Annotated in this window: 27 protein-coding genes and 1 pseudogene; 16 read left to right on the top strand and 12 right to left on the bottom strand. The window is 57.3% G+C overall.

Annotation, left to right across the window (positions count from 1 at the left end; all coding sequences use genetic code 11):
- Nucleotides 1–29: 29 nt before the first annotated feature.
- The gene (locus ACM1ZW_RS27865) at nucleotides 30–242 is read right to left on the bottom strand and encodes a hypothetical protein (RefSeq protein WP_017339341.1); all 213 of its coding nucleotides are present in this window, start codon (nucleotides 240–242) and stop codon (nucleotides 30–32) included.
- Nucleotides 243–411: 169 nt separating this feature from the next.
- On the opposite strand from ACM1ZW_RS27865, the gene ACM1ZW_RS27870 reads away from it, so the two are divergent.
- Nucleotides 412–699, top strand: coding sequence for a hypothetical protein (locus ACM1ZW_RS27870; RefSeq protein ID WP_017339342.1), 288 nt, complete (start codon nucleotides 412–414; stop codon nucleotides 697–699).
- Between the two features lie 30 nt (nucleotides 700–729).
- On the opposite strand, the gene ACM1ZW_RS27875 is transcribed toward ACM1ZW_RS27870, so the two are convergent.
- Nucleotides 730–918, bottom strand: coding sequence for a hypothetical protein (locus ACM1ZW_RS27875; RefSeq protein ID WP_017339343.1), 189 nt, complete (start codon nucleotides 916–918; stop codon nucleotides 730–732).
- A gap of 219 nt (nucleotides 919–1137) precedes the next feature.
- Between ACM1ZW_RS27875 and ACM1ZW_RS27880 the strand changes: the two genes are divergently transcribed.
- The gene (locus ACM1ZW_RS27880) at nucleotides 1138–1500 is read left to right on the top strand and encodes an NUDIX hydrolase (RefSeq protein ID WP_416739782.1); all 363 of its coding nucleotides are present in this window, start codon (nucleotides 1138–1140) and stop codon (nucleotides 1498–1500) included.
- A gap of 14 nt (nucleotides 1501–1514) precedes the next feature.
- Here ACM1ZW_RS27880 and ACM1ZW_RS27885 read toward each other — a convergent pair whose 3' ends face one another.
- Genes ACM1ZW_RS27885 through benA form a run of 4 tightly spaced genes read right to left on the bottom strand, consistent with a single transcriptional unit; the run spans nucleotide 1515 to nucleotide 5207 of the window.
- Nucleotides 1515–2288, bottom strand: a complete 774-nt coding sequence (locus ACM1ZW_RS27885) for a 1,6-dihydroxycyclohexa-2,4-diene-1-carboxylate dehydrogenase (protein WP_017339345.1) — start codon at nucleotides 2286–2288, stop codon at nucleotides 1515–1517.
- A gap of 45 nt (nucleotides 2289–2333) precedes the next feature.
- Nucleotides 2334–3347: a benzoate 1,2-dioxygenase electron transfer component BenC gene (gene benC, locus ACM1ZW_RS27890; RefSeq protein ID WP_414879053.1), complete on the bottom strand. Its 1014-nt coding sequence runs from the start codon at nucleotides 3345–3347 to the stop codon at nucleotides 2334–2336.
- Between the two features lie 10 nt (nucleotides 3348–3357).
- Nucleotides 3358–3846 (bottom strand): benzoate 1,2-dioxygenase small subunit, encoded by a 489-nt coding sequence (gene benB, locus ACM1ZW_RS27895; protein ID WP_017339347.1) that lies wholly within the window; start codon nucleotides 3844–3846, stop codon nucleotides 3358–3360.
- Nucleotides 3843–5207 carry a benzoate 1,2-dioxygenase large subunit gene (benA, locus tag ACM1ZW_RS27900; protein WP_031318997.1) on the bottom strand — a complete coding sequence of 455 codons (1365 nt, stop codon included), beginning with the start codon at nucleotides 5205–5207 and terminating at the stop codon, nucleotides 3843–3845. The genes benB and benA overlap by 4 nt, the downstream gene beginning before the upstream one ends.
- A 182-nt stretch (nucleotides 5208–5389) precedes the next feature.
- Between benA and ACM1ZW_RS27905 the strand changes: the two genes are divergently transcribed.
- The 4 genes from ACM1ZW_RS27905 to ACM1ZW_RS27920 are packed head-to-tail and all read left to right on the top strand — an operon-like array spanning nucleotide 5390 to nucleotide 8144.
- Complete coding sequence (locus tag ACM1ZW_RS27905; RefSeq protein ID WP_017339349.1) at nucleotides 5390–5875, top strand: Hcp family type VI secretion system effector; 486 nt, start codon at nucleotides 5390–5392, stop codon at nucleotides 5873–5875.
- A complete protein-coding gene (locus ACM1ZW_RS27910) occupies nucleotides 5872–7329 on the top strand; it encodes a hypothetical protein (protein ID WP_416739783.1) in 1458 nt (485 codons plus the stop codon). Before ACM1ZW_RS27905 ends, ACM1ZW_RS27910 begins: the two co-directional genes overlap by 4 nt.
- On the top strand, nucleotides 7326–7709 hold the full coding sequence (locus tag ACM1ZW_RS27915; protein WP_416739784.1) for a hypothetical protein: 384 nt from the start codon (nucleotides 7326–7328) through the stop codon (nucleotides 7707–7709). The genes ACM1ZW_RS27910 and ACM1ZW_RS27915 overlap by 4 nt, the downstream gene beginning before the upstream one ends.
- Nucleotides 7710–7757: 48 nt before the next feature.
- Nucleotides 7758–8144 carry a hypothetical protein gene (locus ACM1ZW_RS27920; protein WP_017339351.1) on the top strand — a complete coding sequence of 129 codons (387 nt, stop codon included), beginning with the start codon at nucleotides 7758–7760 and terminating at the stop codon, nucleotides 8142–8144.
- Nucleotides 8145–8167: 23 nt separating this feature from the next.
- Here the strand turns inward: ACM1ZW_RS27920 and ACM1ZW_RS27925 are convergent, their stop codons facing one another.
- The 4 genes from ACM1ZW_RS27925 to ACM1ZW_RS27940 form a co-directional block, all read right to left on the bottom strand.
- Complete coding sequence (locus ACM1ZW_RS27925; protein WP_017339352.1) at nucleotides 8168–9127, bottom strand: AraC family transcriptional regulator; 960 nt, start codon at nucleotides 9125–9127, stop codon at nucleotides 8168–8170.
- A 120-nt stretch (nucleotides 9128–9247) separates the two neighbouring features.
- Nucleotides 9248–10177 carry a catechol 1,2-dioxygenase gene (gene catA / locus ACM1ZW_RS27930; RefSeq protein WP_414879058.1) on the bottom strand — a complete coding sequence of 310 codons (930 nt, stop codon included), beginning with the start codon at nucleotides 10175–10177 and terminating at the stop codon, nucleotides 9248–9250.
- Between the two features lie 51 nt (nucleotides 10178–10228).
- A complete protein-coding gene (catC, locus tag ACM1ZW_RS27935; RefSeq protein WP_017339354.1) occupies nucleotides 10229–10519 on the bottom strand; it encodes a muconolactone Delta-isomerase in 291 nt (96 codons plus the stop codon).
- Between the two features lie 10 nt (nucleotides 10520–10529).
- Complete coding sequence (locus tag ACM1ZW_RS27940; protein WP_017339355.1) at nucleotides 10530–11678, bottom strand: muconate cycloisomerase family protein; 1149 nt, start codon at nucleotides 11676–11678, stop codon at nucleotides 10530–10532.
- 127 nt (nucleotides 11679–11805) lie between these two features.
- Here ACM1ZW_RS27940 and ACM1ZW_RS27945 point away from each other — a divergent pair, with 127 nt between their 5' ends.
- The 7 genes from ACM1ZW_RS27945 to ACM1ZW_RS27975 all read left to right on the top strand — a co-directional run bounded on the left by ACM1ZW_RS27945 (nucleotide 11806) and on the right by ACM1ZW_RS27975 (nucleotide 16459).
- Complete coding sequence (locus ACM1ZW_RS27945) at nucleotides 11806–12690, top strand: LysR family transcriptional regulator (RefSeq protein ID WP_416739785.1); 885 nt, start codon at nucleotides 11806–11808, stop codon at nucleotides 12688–12690.
- 190 nt (nucleotides 12691–12880) lie between these two features.
- Nucleotides 12881–13540 (top strand): hypothetical protein, encoded by a 660-nt coding sequence (locus ACM1ZW_RS27950; protein ID WP_414879060.1) that lies wholly within the window; start codon nucleotides 12881–12883, stop codon nucleotides 13538–13540.
- Entirely contained in the window at nucleotides 13537–13944 is a 408-nt protein-coding gene (locus ACM1ZW_RS27955; protein ID WP_416739786.1) for a PAAR domain-containing protein, read from the top strand. The genes ACM1ZW_RS27950 and ACM1ZW_RS27955 overlap by 4 nt, the downstream gene beginning before the upstream one ends.
- Entirely contained in the window at nucleotides 13941–14513 is a 573-nt protein-coding gene (locus tag ACM1ZW_RS27960) for a DUF4123 domain-containing protein (RefSeq protein WP_017339359.1), read from the top strand. The genes ACM1ZW_RS27955 and ACM1ZW_RS27960 overlap by 4 nt, the downstream gene beginning before the upstream one ends.
- Nucleotides 14506–14871, top strand: coding sequence for a hypothetical protein (locus ACM1ZW_RS27965; RefSeq protein ID WP_017339360.1), 366 nt, complete (start codon nucleotides 14506–14508; stop codon nucleotides 14869–14871). The genes ACM1ZW_RS27960 and ACM1ZW_RS27965 overlap by 8 nt, the downstream gene beginning before the upstream one ends.
- A 13-nt stretch (nucleotides 14872–14884) precedes the next feature.
- On the top strand, nucleotides 14885–15709 hold the full coding sequence (locus ACM1ZW_RS27970) for a Tox-REase-5 domain-containing protein (protein WP_031319001.1): 825 nt from the start codon (nucleotides 14885–14887) through the stop codon (nucleotides 15707–15709).
- Between the two features lie 30 nt (nucleotides 15710–15739).
- Entirely contained in the window at nucleotides 15740–16459 is a 720-nt protein-coding gene (locus ACM1ZW_RS27975) for an Imm52 family immunity protein (protein WP_414879062.1), read from the top strand.
- Between the two features lie 19 nt (nucleotides 16460–16478).
- On the opposite strand, the gene ACM1ZW_RS27980 is transcribed toward ACM1ZW_RS27975, so the two are convergent.
- Nucleotides 16479–17378 (bottom strand): polysaccharide deacetylase family protein, encoded by a 900-nt coding sequence (locus ACM1ZW_RS27980; protein ID WP_416739787.1) that lies wholly within the window; start codon nucleotides 17376–17378, stop codon nucleotides 16479–16481.
- Between the two features lie 100 nt (nucleotides 17379–17478).
- A pseudogene (locus ACM1ZW_RS27985) lies at nucleotides 17479–17637 on the bottom strand (ABC transporter substrate-binding protein); the annotation flags it as partial.
- A 106-nt stretch (nucleotides 17638–17743) separates the two neighbouring features.
- Here ACM1ZW_RS27985 and ACM1ZW_RS27990 point away from each other — a divergent pair.
- The 3 genes from ACM1ZW_RS27990 (at nucleotide 17744) to ACM1ZW_RS28000 (ending at nucleotide 19389) form a co-directional block, all read left to right on the top strand.
- Nucleotides 17744–18424, top strand: coding sequence for an SOS response-associated peptidase (locus ACM1ZW_RS27990; RefSeq protein WP_416739788.1), 681 nt, complete (start codon nucleotides 17744–17746; stop codon nucleotides 18422–18424).
- A 272-nt stretch (nucleotides 18425–18696) separates the two neighbouring features.
- Entirely contained in the window at nucleotides 18697–18969 is a 273-nt protein-coding gene (locus ACM1ZW_RS27995) for a hypothetical protein (RefSeq protein ID WP_017339366.1), read from the top strand.
- 192 nt (nucleotides 18970–19161) lie between these two features.
- Entirely contained in the window at nucleotides 19162–19389 is a 228-nt protein-coding gene (locus tag ACM1ZW_RS28000) for a DUF6555 family protein (protein ID WP_017339367.1), read from the top strand.
- Nucleotides 19390–19400: the final 11 nt, after the last annotated feature.

The following is a 19400-nucleotide window of genomic DNA, read 5'->3' on the forward strand; positions in this document are numbered from 1 at the left end:
TCAGCAGACATCCATTGATTGAACAGCTCTCACTGTGGGGCGTTTTCATCTTTTTTGGGGGACCTGGCGTTCAAATAGGTCATCCACCGTTCATACGCCTCGTGCTGCCATTGGTTCACCCGCTCCCATTCCGGGCCGCTCAGTTGATGCGCAGAGATCAGCGTCATCATTTCCGTGGTCGCCGCGTCCAGATCGACGATCAGCTCATGCGCGTGAAATCTAAAATCATCAGTTGCCGTCATTTGAAGTTGCCTCGCCCTAGCGAAAGTTGACCACTTGAGTACGACACCAGATCTGTCCGTTCCCGTTCAACTTCCCGACCAAAGGCTGCATCGACTGTTCAGACGAACAAAACGCCCTGATCCACGAATCGGGACTAAAATTCGTAGCAGAGATGTTCAGGAGGTTGTCATGTGGCTTAACAAATCTGAAAACCAACTTCGGCGCGACCTGCAAAGCGTTGCATCGGACTTGAGGTGGTCGGCGGTAGACCTTCTGCGACTGGAAGTTCAGTTTCGACAGGCAGGCAATGAAGTGGACGCACAAGCGGTGCGCAGACTGCACGACCTGTTTCAGGGGGACGAACAGCGATTGACGGGGTATGCCGAAGAGGTGAAGGCCAAGGTGATTACTCGAAACAAGCCTGCCACCTGCACCAATGGCGGGATGAGTGGAGGCGGAGGTTCTCCCAAGTCATAAAAGCCCCGGAAAACCGGGGCTTGAAGCTGACTATTTAGCGGCCGGCCTCTTCGCCCGTACCTTGTAACCGGGAAGAGACGCTGCAAAGGCCAGGGCTTCCTCCCTGCTGGCAAAAGCGGCCAACCGGTCGCCTTGGGTGCATACCCGCCAGGGGCCGTTGTTTACGCTGAGTACGTCATAACCGTTCATGTGCATCTTATTCAGCATCGGAACGCTCATAAGCTACCTCCATTTCGGTACTGATTTCAGAACAGACCTGCCTACCTTACACCCACCCTTCGCACAGATGCCGACCGGACGTCGCGACAGGATGCCGGCATCCGGTTGCACTTTCAGCCCCTGAGACACCTCCAACCTTCCAGGCGTCCGCTAAATCGGCGCCGGCCTGAATATTGCATTTTTATTACCAAAATATGACAACAGGCAATCAGGTAACACATGAAAGTACGCGCCACCGTCATTTGTGAGCAGGACCGCTACATTCTCCTGGTGCGCAAGCCAAGGAGTCGCTGGACGCTGCCCGGCGGAAAAGTCGAGCCCGGTGAAACCGCTGCAGCCGCGGCCATGCGCGAACTGTGGGAAGAAACCGGGTTGGGGGTCGACGATTTGCTCTACCTGATGGAACTGGATTCGGGCGGCACCCGGCACCATGTCTACGAGGCATCGGTGCTGAACTCGAATGAGGCGCGCCCGCAAAATGAAATCTTCGATTGCATGTGGTTTCCGATGGACGCGGTGCACAATCTGAACACAAGCGACGCCACGCTGAGAATCGTCAAAGCGTTTCAGCGGCGCCTGTAATTCTCAGCGTTTTTTCAGCCCTGATCGCCACCACCCACCGGCATGATCATGCCGGTGATGTAGGACGCTTCGTCGCTGGCCAGAAACAGAATAGCGCCTGCCTGTTCATCCAGTGTGCCGTAACGTTTCATCAAACTGCTGTCGAGCGTCTGGTCGACGATCTGCTGATACCACACCTTTTCCTCAGTACTTTGTTCGGCGCTGTTGCGCGGAATCACCCGCGGCGGTGCTTCGGTGCCACCGGGCGCCGTGGCATTGACCCGAACGCCACGGCCGGCGGTTTCGAACGCCAGGCAAGCGGTCAGCGCATTCACCCCGCCCTTCGCCGCACCATACGGCACACGGTTGATGCTGCGGGTGGCGATGGACGACACGTTGACGATGGCGCCACTGCCCTGCCCCAGCATGAACGGCAATGCGGCATGGCAGCACCACAGCGTCGGGAACAGCGAGCGACGAACCTCGGCCTCTATCTGCGGTGCTTCGTAATGTTCGAAAGGCTTGGCCCAGATCGTCCCGCCGACATTATTGATGAGGATGTCGAGGCGCCCGAAACGCTCGACGGCGGTTTGCATCACGCGGCTGCATTCGGCGTACTGCTCGAGATCGGCGGTCAGCGCGAGCACCTGGGCATGCTGGCCCAATTGTTGTTGCACCTCGAACACCAACTCGGAGCGATCAACCAGAACCAACCGCGCGCCCTCCGCCGCCATCCGTTCTGCGACGCGCCGGCCGATGCCTTGCGCAGCGCCGGTGATCAGCGCGACTTTTTCGTGAAATCTGTTCATACCCACCTCGTGTTCACGCCAACCCGGTGTTGACTCAGAGAATGCTCATGCCGCGCTGGCGGCAAACTTTTCGTAGTAGAAATTCACCGGCGCGATGCCTTGATCGCGAATGTATTGGCTGACGGCCTCGACCATCGGCGGCGGGCCGCACAGGTAGACGTCGACGTCACCATCGTTCAAATGCCTCGGCTCGATGTGCTGTGTCACGTAGCCCTTGAGCGGATGCTGGCTGTCGGGACTGGCCACGCAGGCGCTGAAGCTGAAGTTCGGGATGCGCGCGGCGAAAGCTTCGAGGCGATCCATTTCCACCAGATCGAAATCGTTGGTCACGCCGTAGATCAGATGCAGCGGATGCTCACTGCCCTGCTCGGCGATTTTTTCCAGCATTGCGGTGAACGGCGCCAGGCCGGTACCGCCCGCCAGCAGCAAAAGCGGGCGACGAATGTCACGCAGATAAAAACTGCCCAGCGGCCCGGCCAGACTCATGCTGTCGCCGGCCTTGGCCATGCCGGTCAGAAAACTGCTCATCAAGCCGCCGGGCACGTTGCGAATCAGGAAACTGACCTCGCCGTCACGTTGTAACGAACTGAACGAATAGGCACGGGTCTGCTCGCTGCCGGGAATTGCGAGATTCACGTATTGCCCGGGCAGGAACGCCAGTTTGCTCAGTGCCTCACCTTTGATCGACAGCGCGATGGTGCTGTCGGACAGCTGGCGCACGGCACTGATGGTCGCGTCGTAACTGGCCTGTTGCGTGCGACAGACCTCCGAGGAAGCCGGTACGCGCACCACGCAATCGCTCTGGGCGCGCATCTGGCAAGTCAGGACAAAACCTTGCTCGGCTTCGTCCGCCGTGAGGGCGTCTTCGATGTATTCCTCACCCAGGTCGTAGCGGCCGGCCTCGGCGAAACACTTGCAAGTGCCGCAGGCGCCGTCGCGGCAATCCAGCGGAATGTTGATGCCTTGGCGGTACGCGGCATCGGCCACGGTTTCGCCAACGTTGGCGTCGATGAACCGGGTGACGCCGTCTTCGAAATTGAATGCAATGGAATGAGTCATGACGGCCGCCTCACAGGTGGTAAACATCGATGACCTGGCGAACGTAGTCGTTCTTCAGGATCACTTTCTTGGCCTTGATCAGCGGGTTCTCGCCGCGCACATCAAGGGTGTAGAAACTGCTGCCGAAATAGCTGTCGACGGTCTTGTAGCGAAAGCTCAGCGTGTGCCAGTTGAAGCGCACCTTGCAGAGGCCGTCCGCCTGTTCCAGCAGCTCGATGTTGCTGATGTTGTGCGAGGTGCGGGTGTCCGGCACGGTGGCGCTGGAGCGCTCGGTCTTGATGCGGAAGATGCGGTCTTCCAGGCCGGTGCGATTGCCGTACCAGATCAACGAGATTTCCCGCTGCGGGTCTTCGGTCAATTCGTCGTTGTCGTCCCAGGACGGCATCCAGAAGGTCGCATCCGGGGCGTACAACTCCAGCCATTCGTCCCATTGCCGTTCATCGAGGTAACGCGCTTCGCGGTAGAGAAAGTCGCGCACGCTGTCGTAGGTAATAGTCATTGCACGGCCTCCACGGCAATCAGCTTCGATTGCTCGGCGGCCAGAGCCTTGAGCATGGTCTGCTGCCAATACTTGTGCTGCAACACGAACAGGCCTTCGTCTTCGGTGCGCACACCGCTGAGCAGTGGATGCAGGTCGATTTCTTTCGCCGCTTCGTCGGCCCCTTCGATCCAGTGCTCGGCACCACGGGACATGTCGTTCCAGGCGGTCACGCTGCCCTGGTAGCTGGTCTGGCAGGAGCGGAACTCCTCCAGATCGTCCGGCGTGGCCATGCCGCTGACGTTGAAAAAGTCTTCGTACTGACGAATGCGGCTTGAACGGGCGTGGTCGCTTTCGCCTTTGGGGGCGATGCAGTAAATGGTGATTTCCGTGCGATTGACCGAGATCGGCCGGGCGATGCGGATCTGCGAGCTGAACTGATCCATCAGGTACACGTTCGGGTACAGGCACAGGTTGCGCGAGTTCTCGATCATCCAGTCGGCGCGGGCCTTGCCGAAATCCTGGGCCAGTTCATCGCGGCGCTCATACAGCGGGCGATCTTCCGGGTTGGCCCAACGGGTCCAGAGCAGCATGTGGCCCTTGTCGAAGGAATAGAAACCGCCGCCCTGCTTGGCCCAGCTGCCAGCGCTCATGGTCGGATTGCTGTCGCCGGCCTCGCGCTGTTTGCGCTGGTTCTGGGTGGCGGCGTAGTTCCAGTGCACCGAGCTGACGTGGTAACCGTCGGCGCCGTTTTCGGCGGTGAGTTTCCAGTTGCCTTCGTAGATGTAGCTGGAGGAACCGCGCAGCACTTCCAGGCCATCGGCGGACTGGTCGACGATCATGTCGATGATCTTCGCCGACTCGCCCAAGTGCTCGACCAGCGGCACGACATCAGCCTTGAGACTGCCAAACAGGAAGCCGCGATAGGATTCGAAACGGGCGACTTTGGTCAGGTCATGGGAGCCTTCGCAATTGAAGCTCGCCGGGTAACCGGCCTCGGACGGGTCTTTGACCTTCAGCAGTTTGCCGGAGTTATTGAAGGTCCAGCCGTGGAATGGGCAGGTGTACGAGCTCTTGTTGCCGGATTTGTGCCGGCAGAGCATCGCGCCACGGTGACTGCAGGCGTTGAGAAAGGCATTGAGTTCACCGTCCTTGTTGCGCGCGATGAAGATCGACTGGCGCCCCATGGTGGTGGTGTAGAAATCGTTTTTATTGGGGATCTGGCTTTCGTGCGCCAGATACAGCCAATTACCTTCGAAGATGTGTTCCATCTCGAGATCGAACAGGCGCGGATCGGTGAACATCTCGCGCTTGCAGCGATAGATTCCTTGTTCTGGATCGTCCTCGAGCAGGGAGTGAAGATATTCGGGTCGCAGGGTCATGGCCGCCGCCTCCATTGTTATTGTTCAGGCAAGGCTCATGCTAGGACGGGGCAATGGGGTGGACTATCCGCGGGGTGCAGACCTTTATCCGTTTAGTGCAAAACGTATTTTCGGAATCGGACTACATAACTGCTTACAACTTCTGCCATAGACTTCGCGCCTGACGACAAGGAGTGGTTTCCATGGCTAATCACGGTTACATGACCATAAACGGAAAAGCTCAGGGATTGATTTCAGCGGGCTGTTCAACCCAGGACTCTATTGGCAACAAGTACCAGGCTGCGCACACGGACGAGATCATGGTGCTGTCCTACAGCCACAACATGACCACTATCGGGAACCTCAACAGATCCACACACAACCCGATCATCATCACCAAAGCCGTCGACAAATCATCGCCACTACTCGCCCAAGCGCTTTCAAACAGAGAGGAAATCAACTGCACGATCAGTTTTTACCGCGTATCGCCCTCTGGCTTGCAGGAAAAGTTCTATACCGTTTCGATCAATGGCGGAGTTATTACCGACCTGACGCTCGAAATGCCTCACGCCATTCTTCAAAACGACGCCGAGCCACAAGAGCAGGTGGCGATTCGTTATCGCGACATCGCGTGGACCCACCATCTGGCTAAAACCGCCGGTTACAGTTCGTGGGGTGAAGAGGGATGAATCCGTGGGACATCAACAGCGCGGCGGGAAAACTGGTGGGGCAAGCTCGCACGCTTGGCACTCGTCATCTTGCATACGGTAGGGCGCGGGAACAGTTCAACAGAGAAGTCGCTTTTTATGCAAAGCGTATTGCTGACGATGTTGGGCGAGGCCACAAAACTCCGGAACAGGGCTTACAGGCGCTTGTGCAAGAACAACGCGACCTGCTCATCCAATCGCAAGCCCTGACGGGAAAAGCTCCGGCCGCGATCACTGAACCTATTAAAAGATTGCCGGTATCAAGGCTCACACAGCCCGTTTCAAAACCTGACCCCGTTCGTTTACTGCGCTACGTCCATGCGCAAAATCTCAAGTCGACTGCCATGAACTCGCCCGGCGCCTTGAAGGCGGCTACCTCGCCGCATCCTGCCCCGGACTTGAAGTTTTTCCCTCAGGAGCAATGGCCAACGCCGGTCCCACAAGAAGAACCCGGGTTCTATGTCGTACCGAGAAGCACGACCGCTGACAAACTGCCGGCTCAGCTTTTTACTTCAGCCTCCCCCGCCGTCATCGCCAAATTCAAGGCGCTGAACCCGAATCTGGATCAGGTGAAAGCCGGGACGATGATTGTTCTCAGCGATCCGAACAATCATCTGTGTACTTTCGAAGAAGCGTTGTTGATGCAGGCGGCGGCTAATGTAAATAGAGCCTTGGAACCGCTGAGTTCGGAAGAGGCCGATTTCATGGCGCGGCACTATGACGAGATTGCCTTCCTTATTTCCAAGGGTTCACTCGGGGCAAGTGCGGGATTGGCCATGTTCTCGAAGAACCTGCACGACGTGGATATTATTCTCCGTGACATCGAAAATTTGCATACCCGGACTTTTCAAGCCAACGGTCACCTGAAGTCCGCCGAGTTTTATGCCGAACGCAAACGTCTGCTGACTCAGTTGAATGCTCAACTGACCAGGCTTACAAAAAAAAGCATTGGGTTTCCGGACCATCCCAATCTGAAAAACGTGTTGGGGATATCGACTAAAAGCCTTGTTCATCGCTGGAGAAAAGCAGGGGCTATTGGGCAGATTCCTGGTTATGCCACACATATTGACGCTGTTTCCAAAGCGGCGAAGTACGTCAAATATGGTGGTTGGGTTGGCACTGCGGTGGGTGGTGGAGCGTCAGTCATCAAGGTTCAGGATGTTTGTGCAGAAGGGAGTGTGGAGGCGTGCGAGAAGGTGAAATTTACCGAAGCTGGAGGCTTTTTAGGAGGGATCTTGGGCGGAGTGGCAATCGGAGCAACATTATCGGCACCCGCGGTAAGCAGTCTATGCGTTGCACTTTCTATACCGACGGGTGGGACGGCCGGTCTCGTATGCGGCGTGTTAATAGTCGGTGCTGGATCTTACGTAGGTGGTTCGGCCGGGGGAATTCTCGGAGAGAGTGCAGGGGAAATAGTCTACGAGAATACAAAATGAGCACTGCTCGGTTTGTTGTAGGTTTGCTATCCGCATCTGTATTTTTATGTATGTCTGTTTGGTGCGGGGTCGCGCTTTATATGGCTTATAAAAAAATCGAAATGCTTTTACATCTATTCCCAAAAAGCGTTGGAGTAAAAACTTTGACTCCTTTAAGGCATGCAGGAATCTGGGGAAAATTGATGTTGATTGGAGGGATAACCGGTTACGTTGCTTTTCCACGACTTTATCTGAAAAATGGTCAGTTAAGCAGTGAAGACCTACAAGCCATTCCAAACTCACTGAGACTTAAATTGGCAATTATGCACTGGCTTCTCGTAACACTTGTGTTAGCGATGTTTGCACTTTGCTTTATCAGCAAATCCGGATTGTTTTATTAGCGGCATCCTAAAAATTTACGCCGGAGAAAAAATTCATGAGATCGCTAAATGAGCCAGGGAACTGTTGACGTGTTGATCGCCGGCATCGGCCTGATTTACTTTGCAGCAGCATTAGTTTGGATCACTGTCGCATTGCACATGGCTTACACCAAGATGGACTGGATGCTTGAGCAGCTTAAAAATTGTACGGCGATCATGGTGCGAGCCCCTCTCAGGCATGGTGGTCCATGGGGACGGCTAATGCTCATAGGAGGCATTTCCGGGATCGTGACTTTCCCGAACTTTTATCTGAAAAGAGGCGAATTGTGTCCGGAAGATTTGGAAAAATTTCCCGCGAATTTAAAGCGAAAATTGGCCGTTTTGCAGTGGACCTTATTGGGGCTCTTATTTGTGATGTGCTGTCTCGCAGCCATAGCCAGGTTTGACCTCGCATAAAACATGCTAATTGGCCGCATGATTCACTCCCGCCGCTTCAACGTATCCGAAGGCAACTCCCCAAACTGCTTGCGATAGTTATCCGAAAACCGCCCCAAATGCAGAAACCCATAATCCATCGCCACCTCAGTGACGTTTCGCACATTGCAGGTCGGGTCGATCAGGCATGCATTGATACGTTCCAGGCGTTTCTGCCGGATGTAGTTTTTCGGCGTGGTGCCGGCGTTGCGTTCGAACAAACCGTACAGCGAACGCAGGCTCATCCGCGCTTGTCGCGCCAGTTCTTCGCTATCGATGTCCTGCTTGAGGTTGCGGGCGATGTAGTCGGCGATCACCTCGAACGTCGCCGTCTGTGAGCCAAGGCTGATACGGCTGACATTGGTCTGCATCAGGCTGAGCATCTTGCTGACAATGATCTGCGCGTAGTGCTCCTGCACTTTTGGAATCTGCTCGGTGGCTTCGGCTTCCTGGCAAATCATCGCCAGCAGGCCGACAAAACCTTCCAGCTCATTGAGCTGATAACGGTTCTCCAGGAACCGCACGCCCTGCGCCGGATAGCGCCAGCGTTGCTCGTCGCAGACCGATTCCAGCAACGACGTCGGGACTTTGAGGATGAATTTTTCGCAATCGTCGGAGTACGTCAGGTCTACCGGATCATCGGGGTTGATCAGCAGCAATTCGCCAGGGGCGAAGTAATGTTCCTGACCGTGACCACGCCACAGGCAATTGCCGCGCAGCAAAACTTGCAGGTGATAGATGGTTTCCAGCGCGCCGGAAGTGACGCGAACGCTGCCGCCGTAGCTGATGCGGCACAGGTCGAGACTGGCGAACTTGCGGTGATTGAGACTGGCCAGCGGGTGCCCGGCGCGGGGCATCAGGATGCAATGATTACCGACATGCTGATTGACGTAGCCCGACACCGCGTACGGGTCGGCATGGTCGAATACGGAGCTGCGCTGACTCAACAGTTGCGCTTGCATCATCGGGTCACTCTCATTGTTGTTATAGGTTGCGTCGGGCCATTCTAGGGCACTGCCCGAAACACACAAAGCCACGAGATAAACGGTCGGTTATCTCGTGGCCCGGTTCGGCAGTCTAGGTGATCAGTCCTCGAGTGCGCGAACCCGCTCGTGACGTTGCTGCTCTTCAGGCTGGGCAGACGACTGCAAGGTGAAATCGAATTCGATTTCGGCAAAGCGGCCGCTCACGCCGTAGGCCGCCGCACGTGCCTGATCATCGCTGAAGGTGATCTTCGCGATCAGCTCATCACGGGTGGCGTAGGCGAAATCGTCGTGCAGGTATTGATCGCCATCGAGGTTGATCTGGGTGGTCAGGTGACGATGATCCGGTGCCGAGATGAAGAAGTGCACGTGCGCCGGACGCTGGCCGTGACGGCCCAGTTGATCGAGCAGTTGCTGGGTCGGACCGTCCGGTGGGCAACCGTAGCCCGACGGCACGATGCTGCGGAAACGGTAACGGCCTTCGGCATCGGTGACGATACGGCGACGCAGGTTGAATTCCGATTGCGTGGTATCGAAGTACGAGTAAGTGCCGCCCGTGTTGGCGTGCCAGACATCCACCACGGCGCCGGCCAACGGTTCGCCAGCGGTATTGAACACTCGGCCCTGCATGAACAGCGTCACACCCGGATCGACGCCATCATCCAGACGCGCTTCGCCCTGGGACAACGGTGCACCGGCCACGTACAGCGGCCCTTCGATGGTCCGCGGCGTGCCACCCGCCTTGCCGGCCTGCTCGTCTTCGGCGTCCATCAGCAGGTCCAGGTAATGTTCCAGACCGAGCCCGGCCACCACCAGACCCGCTTCCTGACGCGCACCCAGTACGTTGAGGTAGTTGACGGCTTTCCAGAATTCTTCCGGGGTCACGGCGAGATCTTCGATGATGTTCACCGAGTCACGCAGGATGCGGTAGATCAGTGCCTTGACCCGCGGGTTGCCGGCGTCATTGAGCAGGCCGCTGGCCTCTTCGAGAAATTTCTGGGCGCTGGCAGTGTGGGAAATCTTGACGTTCATGGTGGTTCCTCATCTTGTAATTATTAGCGTAGCGAACTGAACAGGCTGGGTTCAGCGGTCATCCTCACGGATGGAAGAAGGATGCCGGCACATCGCGGTGACTTCGATCGCCATGTACGGATACAGCGGCAATTGCATCAGCAGGTCGTGGAGCTCTTGAACGCTGTCGACATCGAACACGCTGTAATTGGCGTAAAGCCCGGCGATGCGCCACAGGTGACGCCACTTGCCTTGTTCTTGCAGGCGCTGGGCGAGCGCTTTTTCGTCAGCCTTCAATCGGGCGGCTGCTTCAGGATTCATGTCGACCGGCAGGTTCACGGTCATTTTTACGTGGAACAGCATAAGGCTCTCCTCAAGCAAGATGAATGGCAGTAGAGGTTTTGTCGCGGCGGAAGAACGCCAGGCGCTCTTCATCGAGGCTCAGGCCCAGGCCCGGGGTTTTCGGTACGTGCAGCTCGAAATCGCGATAGACCAGCGGCTCGCTGAGGATGTCTTCGGTGAGCAGCAGCGGGCCGAACAGCTCGGTGTCCCACGCCAGTTTGTTCAGCGTGACAAATGCATGGGCCGAAGCCAGTGTGCCGATGCCACCTTCAAGCATGGTGCCGCCGTACAGGCCAATGCCGGCCGCTTCGGCAATCGCGGCCGTTCGCAGCACGGCACGCGGGCCGCCGTTCTTGGCGATCTTAAGGGCGAACACCGACGCAGCGCCTTCACGCGCCAGGTTGAACGCATCTTCAACGCACTCGATGGATTCGTCGGCCATGATCGGTGCCGGGCTCATGGTGTTCAGGCGCGCCATGCCGGCGCGATTGTTGCGCGAAATCGGCTGTTCGATCAGGTCGATGCCGTTGGTGCCGAGGATCCGGCAGGCACGCAGCGCGACGGCTTCGTCCCACGCCTGATTGACATCGACCCGCACGCTGGCGCGATCACCCAGGGCTTTCTTGATCGCGATGACGTGGGCCAGGTCGCGATTGACTTCGCCGGCACCGATTTTCAGTTTGAAGATGCGATGGCGGCGCAGGTCGAGCATTTTTTCCGCTTCGGCGATGTCCTTGTCGGTGTCGCCACTGGCCAGGGTCCAGGCCACCGGCAGTGCATCGCGAACCCGCCCGCCCAACAGTTCACTGACCGGCAGGCCGAGTCGTTTGCCCTGGGCGTCGAGCAACGCGGTTTCGATACCTGACTTGGCGAAGGTGTTGCCCCGGATGCTGCGCTCCAGGCGTAACATCGCGGCGTTCACGTTGGCGCTGTCCTGGCCCAGCAACAGCGGCGCGAAGTGGCGGTCGATGTTGGTCTTGATGCTGTCCGGGCTTTCGTTGCCATACGCCAGGCCACCGATGGTGGTGGATTCGCCAATACCTTCAATGCCATCGGCGCAACGCACGCGAATGATTACCAGGGTCTGGTTCTGCATGGTGTGCATCGCCAGCTTGTGCGGGCGGATGGTCGGCAGATCGACGATGATCGTCTCGATCGATTCAATGGCAGTTTCCAGCATGGCGATACCCGTCAGGTTCTTAAAGTTCTGGAACCGATTCTGGTACGGCTTTTTTCGGGAAGCCAATATAGAATTGGTCTGACTTGATACCTTAAAGGTATGCAACTGGATTGTTTGCGGAGGCCTCATGGAACTGCGTCACCTGCGGTATTTTCAGGTGTTGGCTCAAACCCTCAACTTCACCCGCGCCGCTGAATTGCTGCACATCGCCCAGCCACCGCTGAGCCGGCAGATTCAGCAACTGGAAGACGAACTCGGGGTGTTGTTGCTGGAACGCGGCAGGCCGCTGAAGCTGACCGACGCCGGTCGGTTTTTCCATGAGCACTCCACCGCCCTGCTCGAGCAACTGGGCAAGGTCTGCGACAACACACGACGGATAGGCGTGGGCGAAAAAACCTGGCTGGGCATCGGTTTTGCGCCATCGACACTCTATGGCGTGCTGCCGGAACTGATCCGCCGTTTGCGCAGCGGCGAGCCTCTGGAGCTTGAGCTCGGGCTCTCGGAAATGACCACGCTGCAACAGGTGCAGGCGCTCAAGGCCGGTCGGATCGACATCGGTTTCGGGCGGATCCGCATCGACGACCCGGCCATTATCCAGACTGTCTTGACGGAAGACCGCCTGGTCGCCGCCCTGCCCGCCGGCCATCCATTGCTGGCCGGACCGATCAGCCTGCGCGATCTGGCGAAGGAACCCTTCGTGCTGTACCCCGGCAATCCGCGTCCCAGCTACGCCGACCATGTGATCGCGTTGTTCGAGTCGTATGGTGTGAGCATCCATGTGGCGCAATGGACCAACGAGCTGCAAACCGCCATCGGTCTCGTGGGCGCGGGAATCGGTGTCACCCTGGTGCCGGCCTCAGTGCAATTGCTGCACCGCGACGACATCGGTTTCACGCCGCTGCTGGAAGACAACGCGACTTCGCCTATCATCCTTAGCCGGCGCGTAGGCGATGTCTCGCCGGGGTTGAATCATTGTTTGCGGATGATTGATGAGTTATTGCCGAGGGACTGACCGGCGAACGCACGACCAGAATTCAGATACATTTGGTCACAACTTCCTGCCCGACCCGACTTTGTCGGCTGCAGGGAACAGGTCATCATGCCCTGCGCAGAGAATGCGGCAACACCCTGTCTCATCTTTTTGCAGTCCGAATGGAATTCGGCAGTTACGGTTTTGCGACGGTAACGTTCAAGGAGTAAGGATGCTTCGCCCATCGACATTCAAGTCATCCATTCGCCTGTATGGTCTGCTCAAAAATGTGAGCGGTGCTCAGGCCGGACTCGCGCTGACGACCCGAAACAGCCAGGGGCACCCTGCCGTCCAGGCCTTCGTTTCCAGACTGGACGCTGAAATCATGGCCCGCACGTGCGGTGATGACGATCTGCAGGTGCGGCCTCTCTCGCAATTCTTTGACCCTGACTCTTTCCTCGCCGCCAATCGTGGTTGGCTGACCCTGCATATCGGTTGCGGTTTCGCCGCTCACACCGACAGGCTGATCGAAACCGATAAACGATTACGCCCCATGGGTTGGTTCATTCACGCCGATATCGGGAAGTGGACGCCTGACCACTACGTGTGTTGGGGCGAGCAACTTTCCCGCCAGCTCCAGGCGACTTACGACGCTGCCGGCCTGCATCACTACAACTCCCTGCTCAACGAACTGGATGACGCACCGGCGTACGATCTCCAGTGGCATACCACAGAAGCCCTCAACGCTTTACCGGGCGGTGCCTGCACCACCGCTCCCCCCACACAGGTTGCACTGTTTGACGCCATCGAATGTCGATGGTGTTTCGCAAAATCGAATGCTCAAGGAAACAGCTTGCACGATACACGCGTGCTTCAAGGAGGATTGTCATGAGTGGAAAACCTGCAGCACGGGTCACCGACCCTACGGCGTGTACACTTCCGGGTCACGGTACGAACCCTATTGTCAGCGGTTCGGCGGATGTCTTTTTCGACGGACTGGCCGCCGCCCGGCAAACCGACACAACGGCCTGCGGAAGCGCACTGACGAGCAACGTCGTTCCCAATGTGCTGATCAATGGCCTGCCGGCGGTGACCATCGGGACGTTGGGTAATCACGGAAACGTTGTGGTGGGTGGATCCGGCACTGTCATCATCGGAATGAGTGGTGGCGGGGCCGCGGTATCAGCGGTCGCTTCGTTGCTCAAACTTCCGACGCTGTGCCTTCCCTGCTTGCTGGCGGCAGCCAAAAGGAACGCGAGTTTTGTTCCGCTGGAAAATCTCGGGGCCTCCCAATGATCCCGGACGACCAGACAATTCTTGTCGATCCGCAAACCCGGAATTCGTTGCAGACGATTCAGCGTGCTCGCCGAGCGAATCCCGGTCTGCGTCACTATGCATTGGTTGACGGCGCGCGCTATCTGACGCTGACCAAACGCTTCGATGAGCCCGGTGACCGGGTTCAATGGCAATGGTTGCTGGAAGGCACCGAGCTGGATGAAATCAAGCACGCAGGCCCGGCACTGGTGACCTTTACCGATGAAGACCCGCTCAGCGATCAGCTACTGCTATGGCTGATCGGCAGGGACCAGCAATCGCCCCTGGTGTCCTGGCTGTGGAGTGAACAGGGGTTCGAAACCCTCGCCGCCCACCTGAAAAGCCAGTTGTTTACCCGCCTCCCGGACGGTCGTCGTGCGTTGTTCCGCTATTACAACCCGACCGTGCGCCAGGCCCTCGAACCGGTTTTGACCGAGACGCAACAGGCGGAGCTCATGTCCGGCATCCTTTTCTGGCAAACCTGGCGACCCTTGCAGCGGGATTACCTGACCTTCAATGCACCGAAAAAAACGGAGGTTACCAGTGCTTGAACTCAGTGCAGAACAACTCGAACAACTGGATCACATCCGTCAGGACGAAGTCATCGACAAGCTCCTGCTCGAAGTTCGCCAGCAAGACCCCGCGTGGTTCGCAAAAGTAGGTGAACCCAAGGCCAGCGCGTATCTCAGACAGCTACGTGATGAGGCCGAAGCGTTTGGTATCGTGGCCCCCGAAGAAACCGAACTGTTCATGCGCTATGGGTTGTACAAGCCGGGCTTTCAGACATCGCCAGGGTTTGTGGAATGGATGCAACGCCCTGTTGCCGATACGCCGGAACAACGTTTTCGAGATTACGACAGCGTCATGCAATACATTGACTCACTAAAGGAATGGCCACGCGCCAAGTAAACCAGGGACGACAATGAGCAACCTTCTGAAAACACCCGGAACCGCAGGCTCCGGCGAACAACTCGCCCGAGGGCCGTTTCCCGTCCCTCGCGGAGGCATGCGCGGTCCTTTCGAAGGAATCAGGGTTCCACCACCCACCCGTATGCCTGCGCCACCGCCCCGCCCTGCTCCCATGCCGGCACCGCAACCGGCGCCCAAGCCGATGCCAATGCCGCAGCCGCAGGTTCAACCGAAACTTCAAACCGACCAGAAAACCGACGCACCACCGGTGACTCGCGAACAAACGCGTCAGAAAGAAGAGCAGTGCAAGAGCGAGAAAAAAGATTGCGTGGACTGCCCTCCGGACAAAGGCGTGATGGCGATCGCCAACAACGGTAAAGGTCACAGCATGTCTGACCTGTCCTCTCGCTATCAGCAATGGGTGACGAACTTTCCCTACCCGAACGAATGGCGGTGGAGCAACACCTGGTGGGACGGCTTTGACAAAAGCCGATGCACATTACTGGAGGCCAAGGCACGCTACGCCTTCATGTTCTTCCCTGTCCTGAATACCCCTCGGCCTTGGGCCAATGTCAGGGAAGAATTGATTGCCCCCGCCAGAGCACATTCACAGAAAGCCAGGCCTACGCCTCCTGTTTCGGTGGAGTGGCATTTCATGCAACGCGTGGTCTACGAATACTGTTCAGAACAATACAGCGACCTTGGCCTGACCAACCTGAGGGCGTTCTGGAACCCCCTGCCCGGTACCAAGGACCAGGAGGAATACGACGAGCTGCGCAAGGAAGAAGAGAAGCAAATGGAGGAGTACTACAGAGATAACCCGGGATTGATCGCCTAGTCCGACCCGCAACGCATTCAAGGTGTCAGCATGACCAACTTCAAAAGCTTCATCTTCACACTCAGGTTCAACAAGCAGGCCATTACGTCACTTCCCCTTGAGCTGCAGATAGAAAAAGCGGCCAGGTTTTTGCGAGAGCTCGGGGCCATCAGCCCGCTTCTGGCCAACTGGTATCTGCAAGGGAAAAGCCTTAAGGACTCGCTTGCAACCAATGTCAGTACCGACACTCAAGCGCTGATCGACAAGGTTAAACGAGCTCATGATCCCGAGCTGCCTGACCTGACCGAATTTTCGGTGTGGAACGCCATCGAGGACCCGCTTGAGGGAGGCGTCGCTTTTCATTACAGCGCACACAATCTCGACTCCGTGTCCGCCCTGTCGTTCGAGGACGCCGGTGCCCTGTTGATGAAGTTTGAACACCCGCAGGAGATGTTCACGGAAATCATCAGCCTGGCCGTGAACATCTGGCCTGAAATTGACTGGGTCACCCTCGTACCGGCCCATTACTTCAGAAAAGGACGTGTCTTCAAGGACCGACAGACGATTGGATGGATCGGCTTTTGCCCCAAGTCGTTGAACCTCGCAGACTTCCCCCAGGCACACAAACTAATTCCTGTGCCAGACCGGGGAACCCTTGTCATCAGCTGCCCTGAGGTGATGAACGAGCAAAACCTCGACCACGTTGAACGGGTTGGGGATATCGATACAAAACTGGTGGAGCTGGGTTATTTGCCGATGTTTCTGAACTGAAGCCTGGCCGACGAGCGGATCAGTTCGCGTCCGCTCCCCAGATCCAGTTCCAGATCCCCGGCAATTTCACCGGTTGTGAACTGTCGCGAACAGTACGCGCCATCGCCGCCCGTTGCAGCTCGGCTTGATCGTCATAGAACGGCTTCTGCGCCGTTTTCAAGCCGGTCGCCTGTGCGCTATCCAGCAGGATTTGCAAGTACTCGCGGGCATGCCGGGCGGTGTAGCGATTGAGGTCGTGGAAGGTCACCACCACCGGGATCACGCCGTCCACGGTGGGCAGTTCGCCCAACGCAATGCGCTCTCGCACTTCCGACAGCTGTCGCAGCATGTTGGCCCGCCGCCGGGGACTGGCATTGAAGCCCCAGATCTTGCCGTCGTTGGCACTCAAGTCGGTCAGCAACACGTGCAAGCCGTGCTTTTGATAAGCCGCGAAGACCCGTTTGTCAAAGTTCCAGAATGGCGGACGCACCAGGGTCGGTGGCGTGCCGGTGATCGCGGCAATATCGGCACTGCCCTTGGTCAGCGACTGTTCCAGTTCTTCCGGGCTCAGGGAACGGTGATTGGTGTGCCAGTGAGTGCCCGTGTGAAAACCCAGTATCTGCCCGTCGGCGTGTTCGCGGCGCATGACCTCGCGGCCGATGTCGCTATCACCCGCCCGTGGCGCGCCGGTCTGTACGAAGAACACCGCTTTGAGGTTCGGTTGCACCGGGTTCGTGGCCAGGCTGTCGAGAATGGTGATCGTCGGATTCCAGAAACTCGACGCGCTGGGACCGTCATCGAAGGTCAGCAGAAAACGGATCGGCGGTTGCGCGCGCAGCCGCTGTTCCGTCTGCGCCGTCATTTCGATGGGAGCCGCAATGCAACCCGCCAGCCCGACGGCAATGGCGAGTGCGCAGAAAACCTTGAACAGCTGTTTCATGGAGTGCCCTGGACCAGACCGTTGAGCCCGCACACATGTGCAGGCGCCGGTTGGATCAGGTTACACAGTGTTTGGTTCCAGCGCTGCCGTGCAGCGTCGGTTACTGGTTGAGGGCCTGCTGAAACGAGCTGTCGATGATCGGCACGGTTGCCAGTGCCGAAGGCAGTGCCTTGACCTTGAACAGGACGTCCGCCGTGCTCTGCAGATCCTTGGCCGCCTGCGCGTCTACCGGGCCGACGGTCATGTGCGCCTCCAGTAGGCGACTTTCCTGCCCTTGAGGTCGGCGATGGTTTTCACCGGTGAATCCTTGGCGCACGTGATCTGAGGCACGACTATGCTGAAACCTCCGACGGGAGGATTCGGTCATGTGCGGACGACTGTCGCAGTACCGGGGCATCCACGATTTTGTCGCGGTACTGAGCATTCCCGATGCGCTGATCAACCATGTCGGCGACGAGCCGTTGGCCCGCTATAACGCGGCGCCGACTCATCAACTGGCGTTGTTTCACCAGGAGGACGTTGGGCTTGTGGCTGACAAGGTGCGTTGGGGCTGGCGGCCGCATTGGGCGAAGGATCGCGCGGCGCCGATCAATGCCCGCGTCGAAAAAGTCGCCCATGGCCCGTTCTTCCGCACGATCTGGCCGCACCGCGCAATCGTACCGATTGATAACTGGTTCGAATGGGTCGATGCGGGAGACTCGACCCGACAGCCGTGGCTCATCCGTCGACGGGACCGCGCGCCGATTTTCTGTGCCGCGATTGGACGGTTTCCTACGAATAGCGTGGAAGCGCGAGACGACGACGGTTTCGTGATCATTACCGCAGACAGCGCCGGCGGCATGCTCGATATTCATGACCGCCGACCGGTGGTTCTGTCGCCAGAACTGGCAAGGGAATGGCTCGACCCCGCCACTCCCCGGGAACGCGCCGAACAGATGGCCTTGTGGCAAGGCGAAGGCAGTGAGGTATTCGAGTGGTACAAGGTCGGCAAAGCCATTGGCAACGTCAGGAACCAGGGCGCTGAGCTTATTGATGAGCAGAGATGAAACTATCAATACCGAGACAAACGCAATCGTATTTAACACCTGTCGATACAGGCTAATAACTTGAACGTTACAAAGAGTGTTTCACCCAAGAAACACTTGTAGAAGTCTGGCGATTTGATCCTTCAACCGCTTGTCTGACATCTGCATCGACGTACATACATTTAGAATGACTACGGATAGCATGCGCGCCGCATTTCCATCGGCACCGCCCAGTTGACCAAAAAGTCAACAATTAAGGAAATCCCACAACTACAAGCCTTGCAGAGAACTAAATGCGCGACGATTTTGCAATTGATCAAGTCGTTAGTCTGGAGTGCGTTTATCTTTCGATGACAGAACACTTTCGACTTAACTGTTTTATCGAACATTACATCAAGACCCGTGACCTGCGATCAGTTCCGGGGATCGACGGCATCCTGCGTTCAACCCTCGGGCACTATCCGGGCAAGCCTCCGGTGATGGTCAACGAGCTGAGTGCATGGATCGACAAGACCTTGGGCTATCGGGCTTCCCATCCCGATGTGTTGCAGCTGGACGACGCTTGAAACCACACTCGGGGACCCGTTTGGCAAAAGAACTGAACGAACCCGCCGTCGAAAGACTCTCAACAACTGAGGCTCGCTGAGCCTCATCTGTTTTCAGCCGTCTTATTTCTGCACGAAGCTCGCCCCGCAGATCTCTATGAATGTCCTGTTCGACGACTAAGCCAACGACTTGGCTGGCTTCACGAGAAATACATGAGCGAACTCGTTCCTTATGCCGTGCATTACATGTTCGACGGTGTGCGAAAGCATTTTTTCAAACTGGCGGTGCATTTTTCTGATGTCGATGCCATACATTCGGCGTCTGCGCATGCTTATCCGGAATCCGATCGAAAGATCGCCGTACATGCCACCCTTGAAACGGCACGTATCAAGGCGCAGCAATTGGGTATTACCCAGATTCGCTGGAATGTGTCGATCTGATTGGCCTATAC

It is taken from the genome of Pseudomonas sp. NFX71 (assembly GCF_048079215.1).
Classification (GTDB): domain Bacteria; phylum Pseudomonadota; class Gammaproteobacteria; order Pseudomonadales; family Pseudomonadaceae; genus Aquipseudomonas; species Aquipseudomonas fluorescens_B.

Coding starts and splice junctions, on each gene's coding strand:
- ACM1ZW_RS27865 (WP_017339341.1), bottom strand. CDS start 242: ATGACGGCAACTGATGATTTTAGATTTCACGCGCATGAGCTGATCGTC.
- ACM1ZW_RS27870 (WP_017339342.1), top strand. CDS start 412: ATGTGGCTTAACAAATCTGAAAACCAACTTCGGCGCGACCTGCAAAGC.
- ACM1ZW_RS27875 (WP_017339343.1), bottom strand. CDS start 918: ATGAGCGTTCCGATGCTGAATAAGATGCACATGAACGGTTATGACGTA.
- ACM1ZW_RS27880 (WP_416739782.1), top strand. CDS start 1,138: ATGAAAGTACGCGCCACCGTCATTTGTGAGCAGGACCGCTACATTCTC.
- ACM1ZW_RS27885 (WP_017339345.1), bottom strand. CDS start 2,288: ATGAACAGATTTCACGAAAAAGTCGCGCTGATCACCGGCGCTGCGCAA.
- benC (WP_414879053.1), bottom strand. CDS start 3,347: ATGACTCATTCCATTGCATTCAATTTCGAAGACGGCGTCACCCGGTTC.
- benB (WP_017339347.1), bottom strand. CDS start 3,846: ATGACTATTACCTACGACAGCGTGCGCGACTTTCTCTACCGCGAAGCG.
- benA (WP_031318997.1), bottom strand. CDS start 5,207: ATGACCCTGCGACCCGAATATCTTCACTCCCTGCTCGAGGACGATCCA.
- ACM1ZW_RS27905 (WP_017339349.1), top strand. CDS start 5,390: ATGGCTAATCACGGTTACATGACCATAAACGGAAAAGCTCAGGGATTG.
- ACM1ZW_RS27910 (WP_416739783.1), top strand. CDS start 5,872: ATGAATCCGTGGGACATCAACAGCGCGGCGGGAAAACTGGTGGGGCAA.
- ACM1ZW_RS27915 (WP_416739784.1), top strand. CDS start 7,326: ATGAGCACTGCTCGGTTTGTTGTAGGTTTGCTATCCGCATCTGTATTT.
- ACM1ZW_RS27920 (WP_017339351.1), top strand. CDS start 7,758: ATGAGCCAGGGAACTGTTGACGTGTTGATCGCCGGCATCGGCCTGATT.
- ACM1ZW_RS27925 (WP_017339352.1), bottom strand. CDS start 9,127: ATGATGCAAGCGCAACTGTTGAGTCAGCGCAGCTCCGTATTCGACCAT.
- catA (WP_414879058.1), bottom strand. CDS start 10,177: ATGAACGTCAAGATTTCCCACACTGCCAGCGCCCAGAAATTTCTCGAA.
- catC (WP_017339354.1), bottom strand. CDS start 10,519: ATGCTGTTCCACGTAAAAATGACCGTGAACCTGCCGGTCGACATGAAT.
- ACM1ZW_RS27940 (WP_017339355.1), bottom strand. CDS start 11,678: ATGCTGGAAACTGCCATTGAATCGATCGAGACGATCATCGTCGATCTG.
- ACM1ZW_RS27945 (WP_416739785.1), top strand. CDS start 11,806: ATGGAACTGCGTCACCTGCGGTATTTTCAGGTGTTGGCTCAAACCCTC.
- ACM1ZW_RS27950 (WP_414879060.1), top strand. CDS start 12,881: ATGCTTCGCCCATCGACATTCAAGTCATCCATTCGCCTGTATGGTCTG.
- ACM1ZW_RS27955 (WP_416739786.1), top strand. CDS start 13,537: ATGAGTGGAAAACCTGCAGCACGGGTCACCGACCCTACGGCGTGTACA.
- ACM1ZW_RS27960 (WP_017339359.1), top strand. CDS start 13,941: ATGATCCCGGACGACCAGACAATTCTTGTCGATCCGCAAACCCGGAAT.
- ACM1ZW_RS27970 (WP_031319001.1), top strand. CDS start 14,885: ATGAGCAACCTTCTGAAAACACCCGGAACCGCAGGCTCCGGCGAACAA.
- ACM1ZW_RS27975 (WP_414879062.1), top strand. CDS start 15,740: ATGACCAACTTCAAAAGCTTCATCTTCACACTCAGGTTCAACAAGCAG.
- ACM1ZW_RS27980 (WP_416739787.1), bottom strand. CDS start 17,378: ATGAAACAGCTGTTCAAGGTTTTCTGCGCACTCGCCATTGCCGTCGGG.
- ACM1ZW_RS27990 (WP_416739788.1), top strand. CDS start 17,744: ATGTGCGGACGACTGTCGCAGTACCGGGGCATCCACGATTTTGTCGCG.
- ACM1ZW_RS27995 (WP_017339366.1), top strand. CDS start 18,697: ATGCGCGACGATTTTGCAATTGATCAAGTCGTTAGTCTGGAGTGCGTT.
- ACM1ZW_RS28000 (WP_017339367.1), top strand. CDS start 19,162: ATGAGCGAACTCGTTCCTTATGCCGTGCATTACATGTTCGACGGTGTG.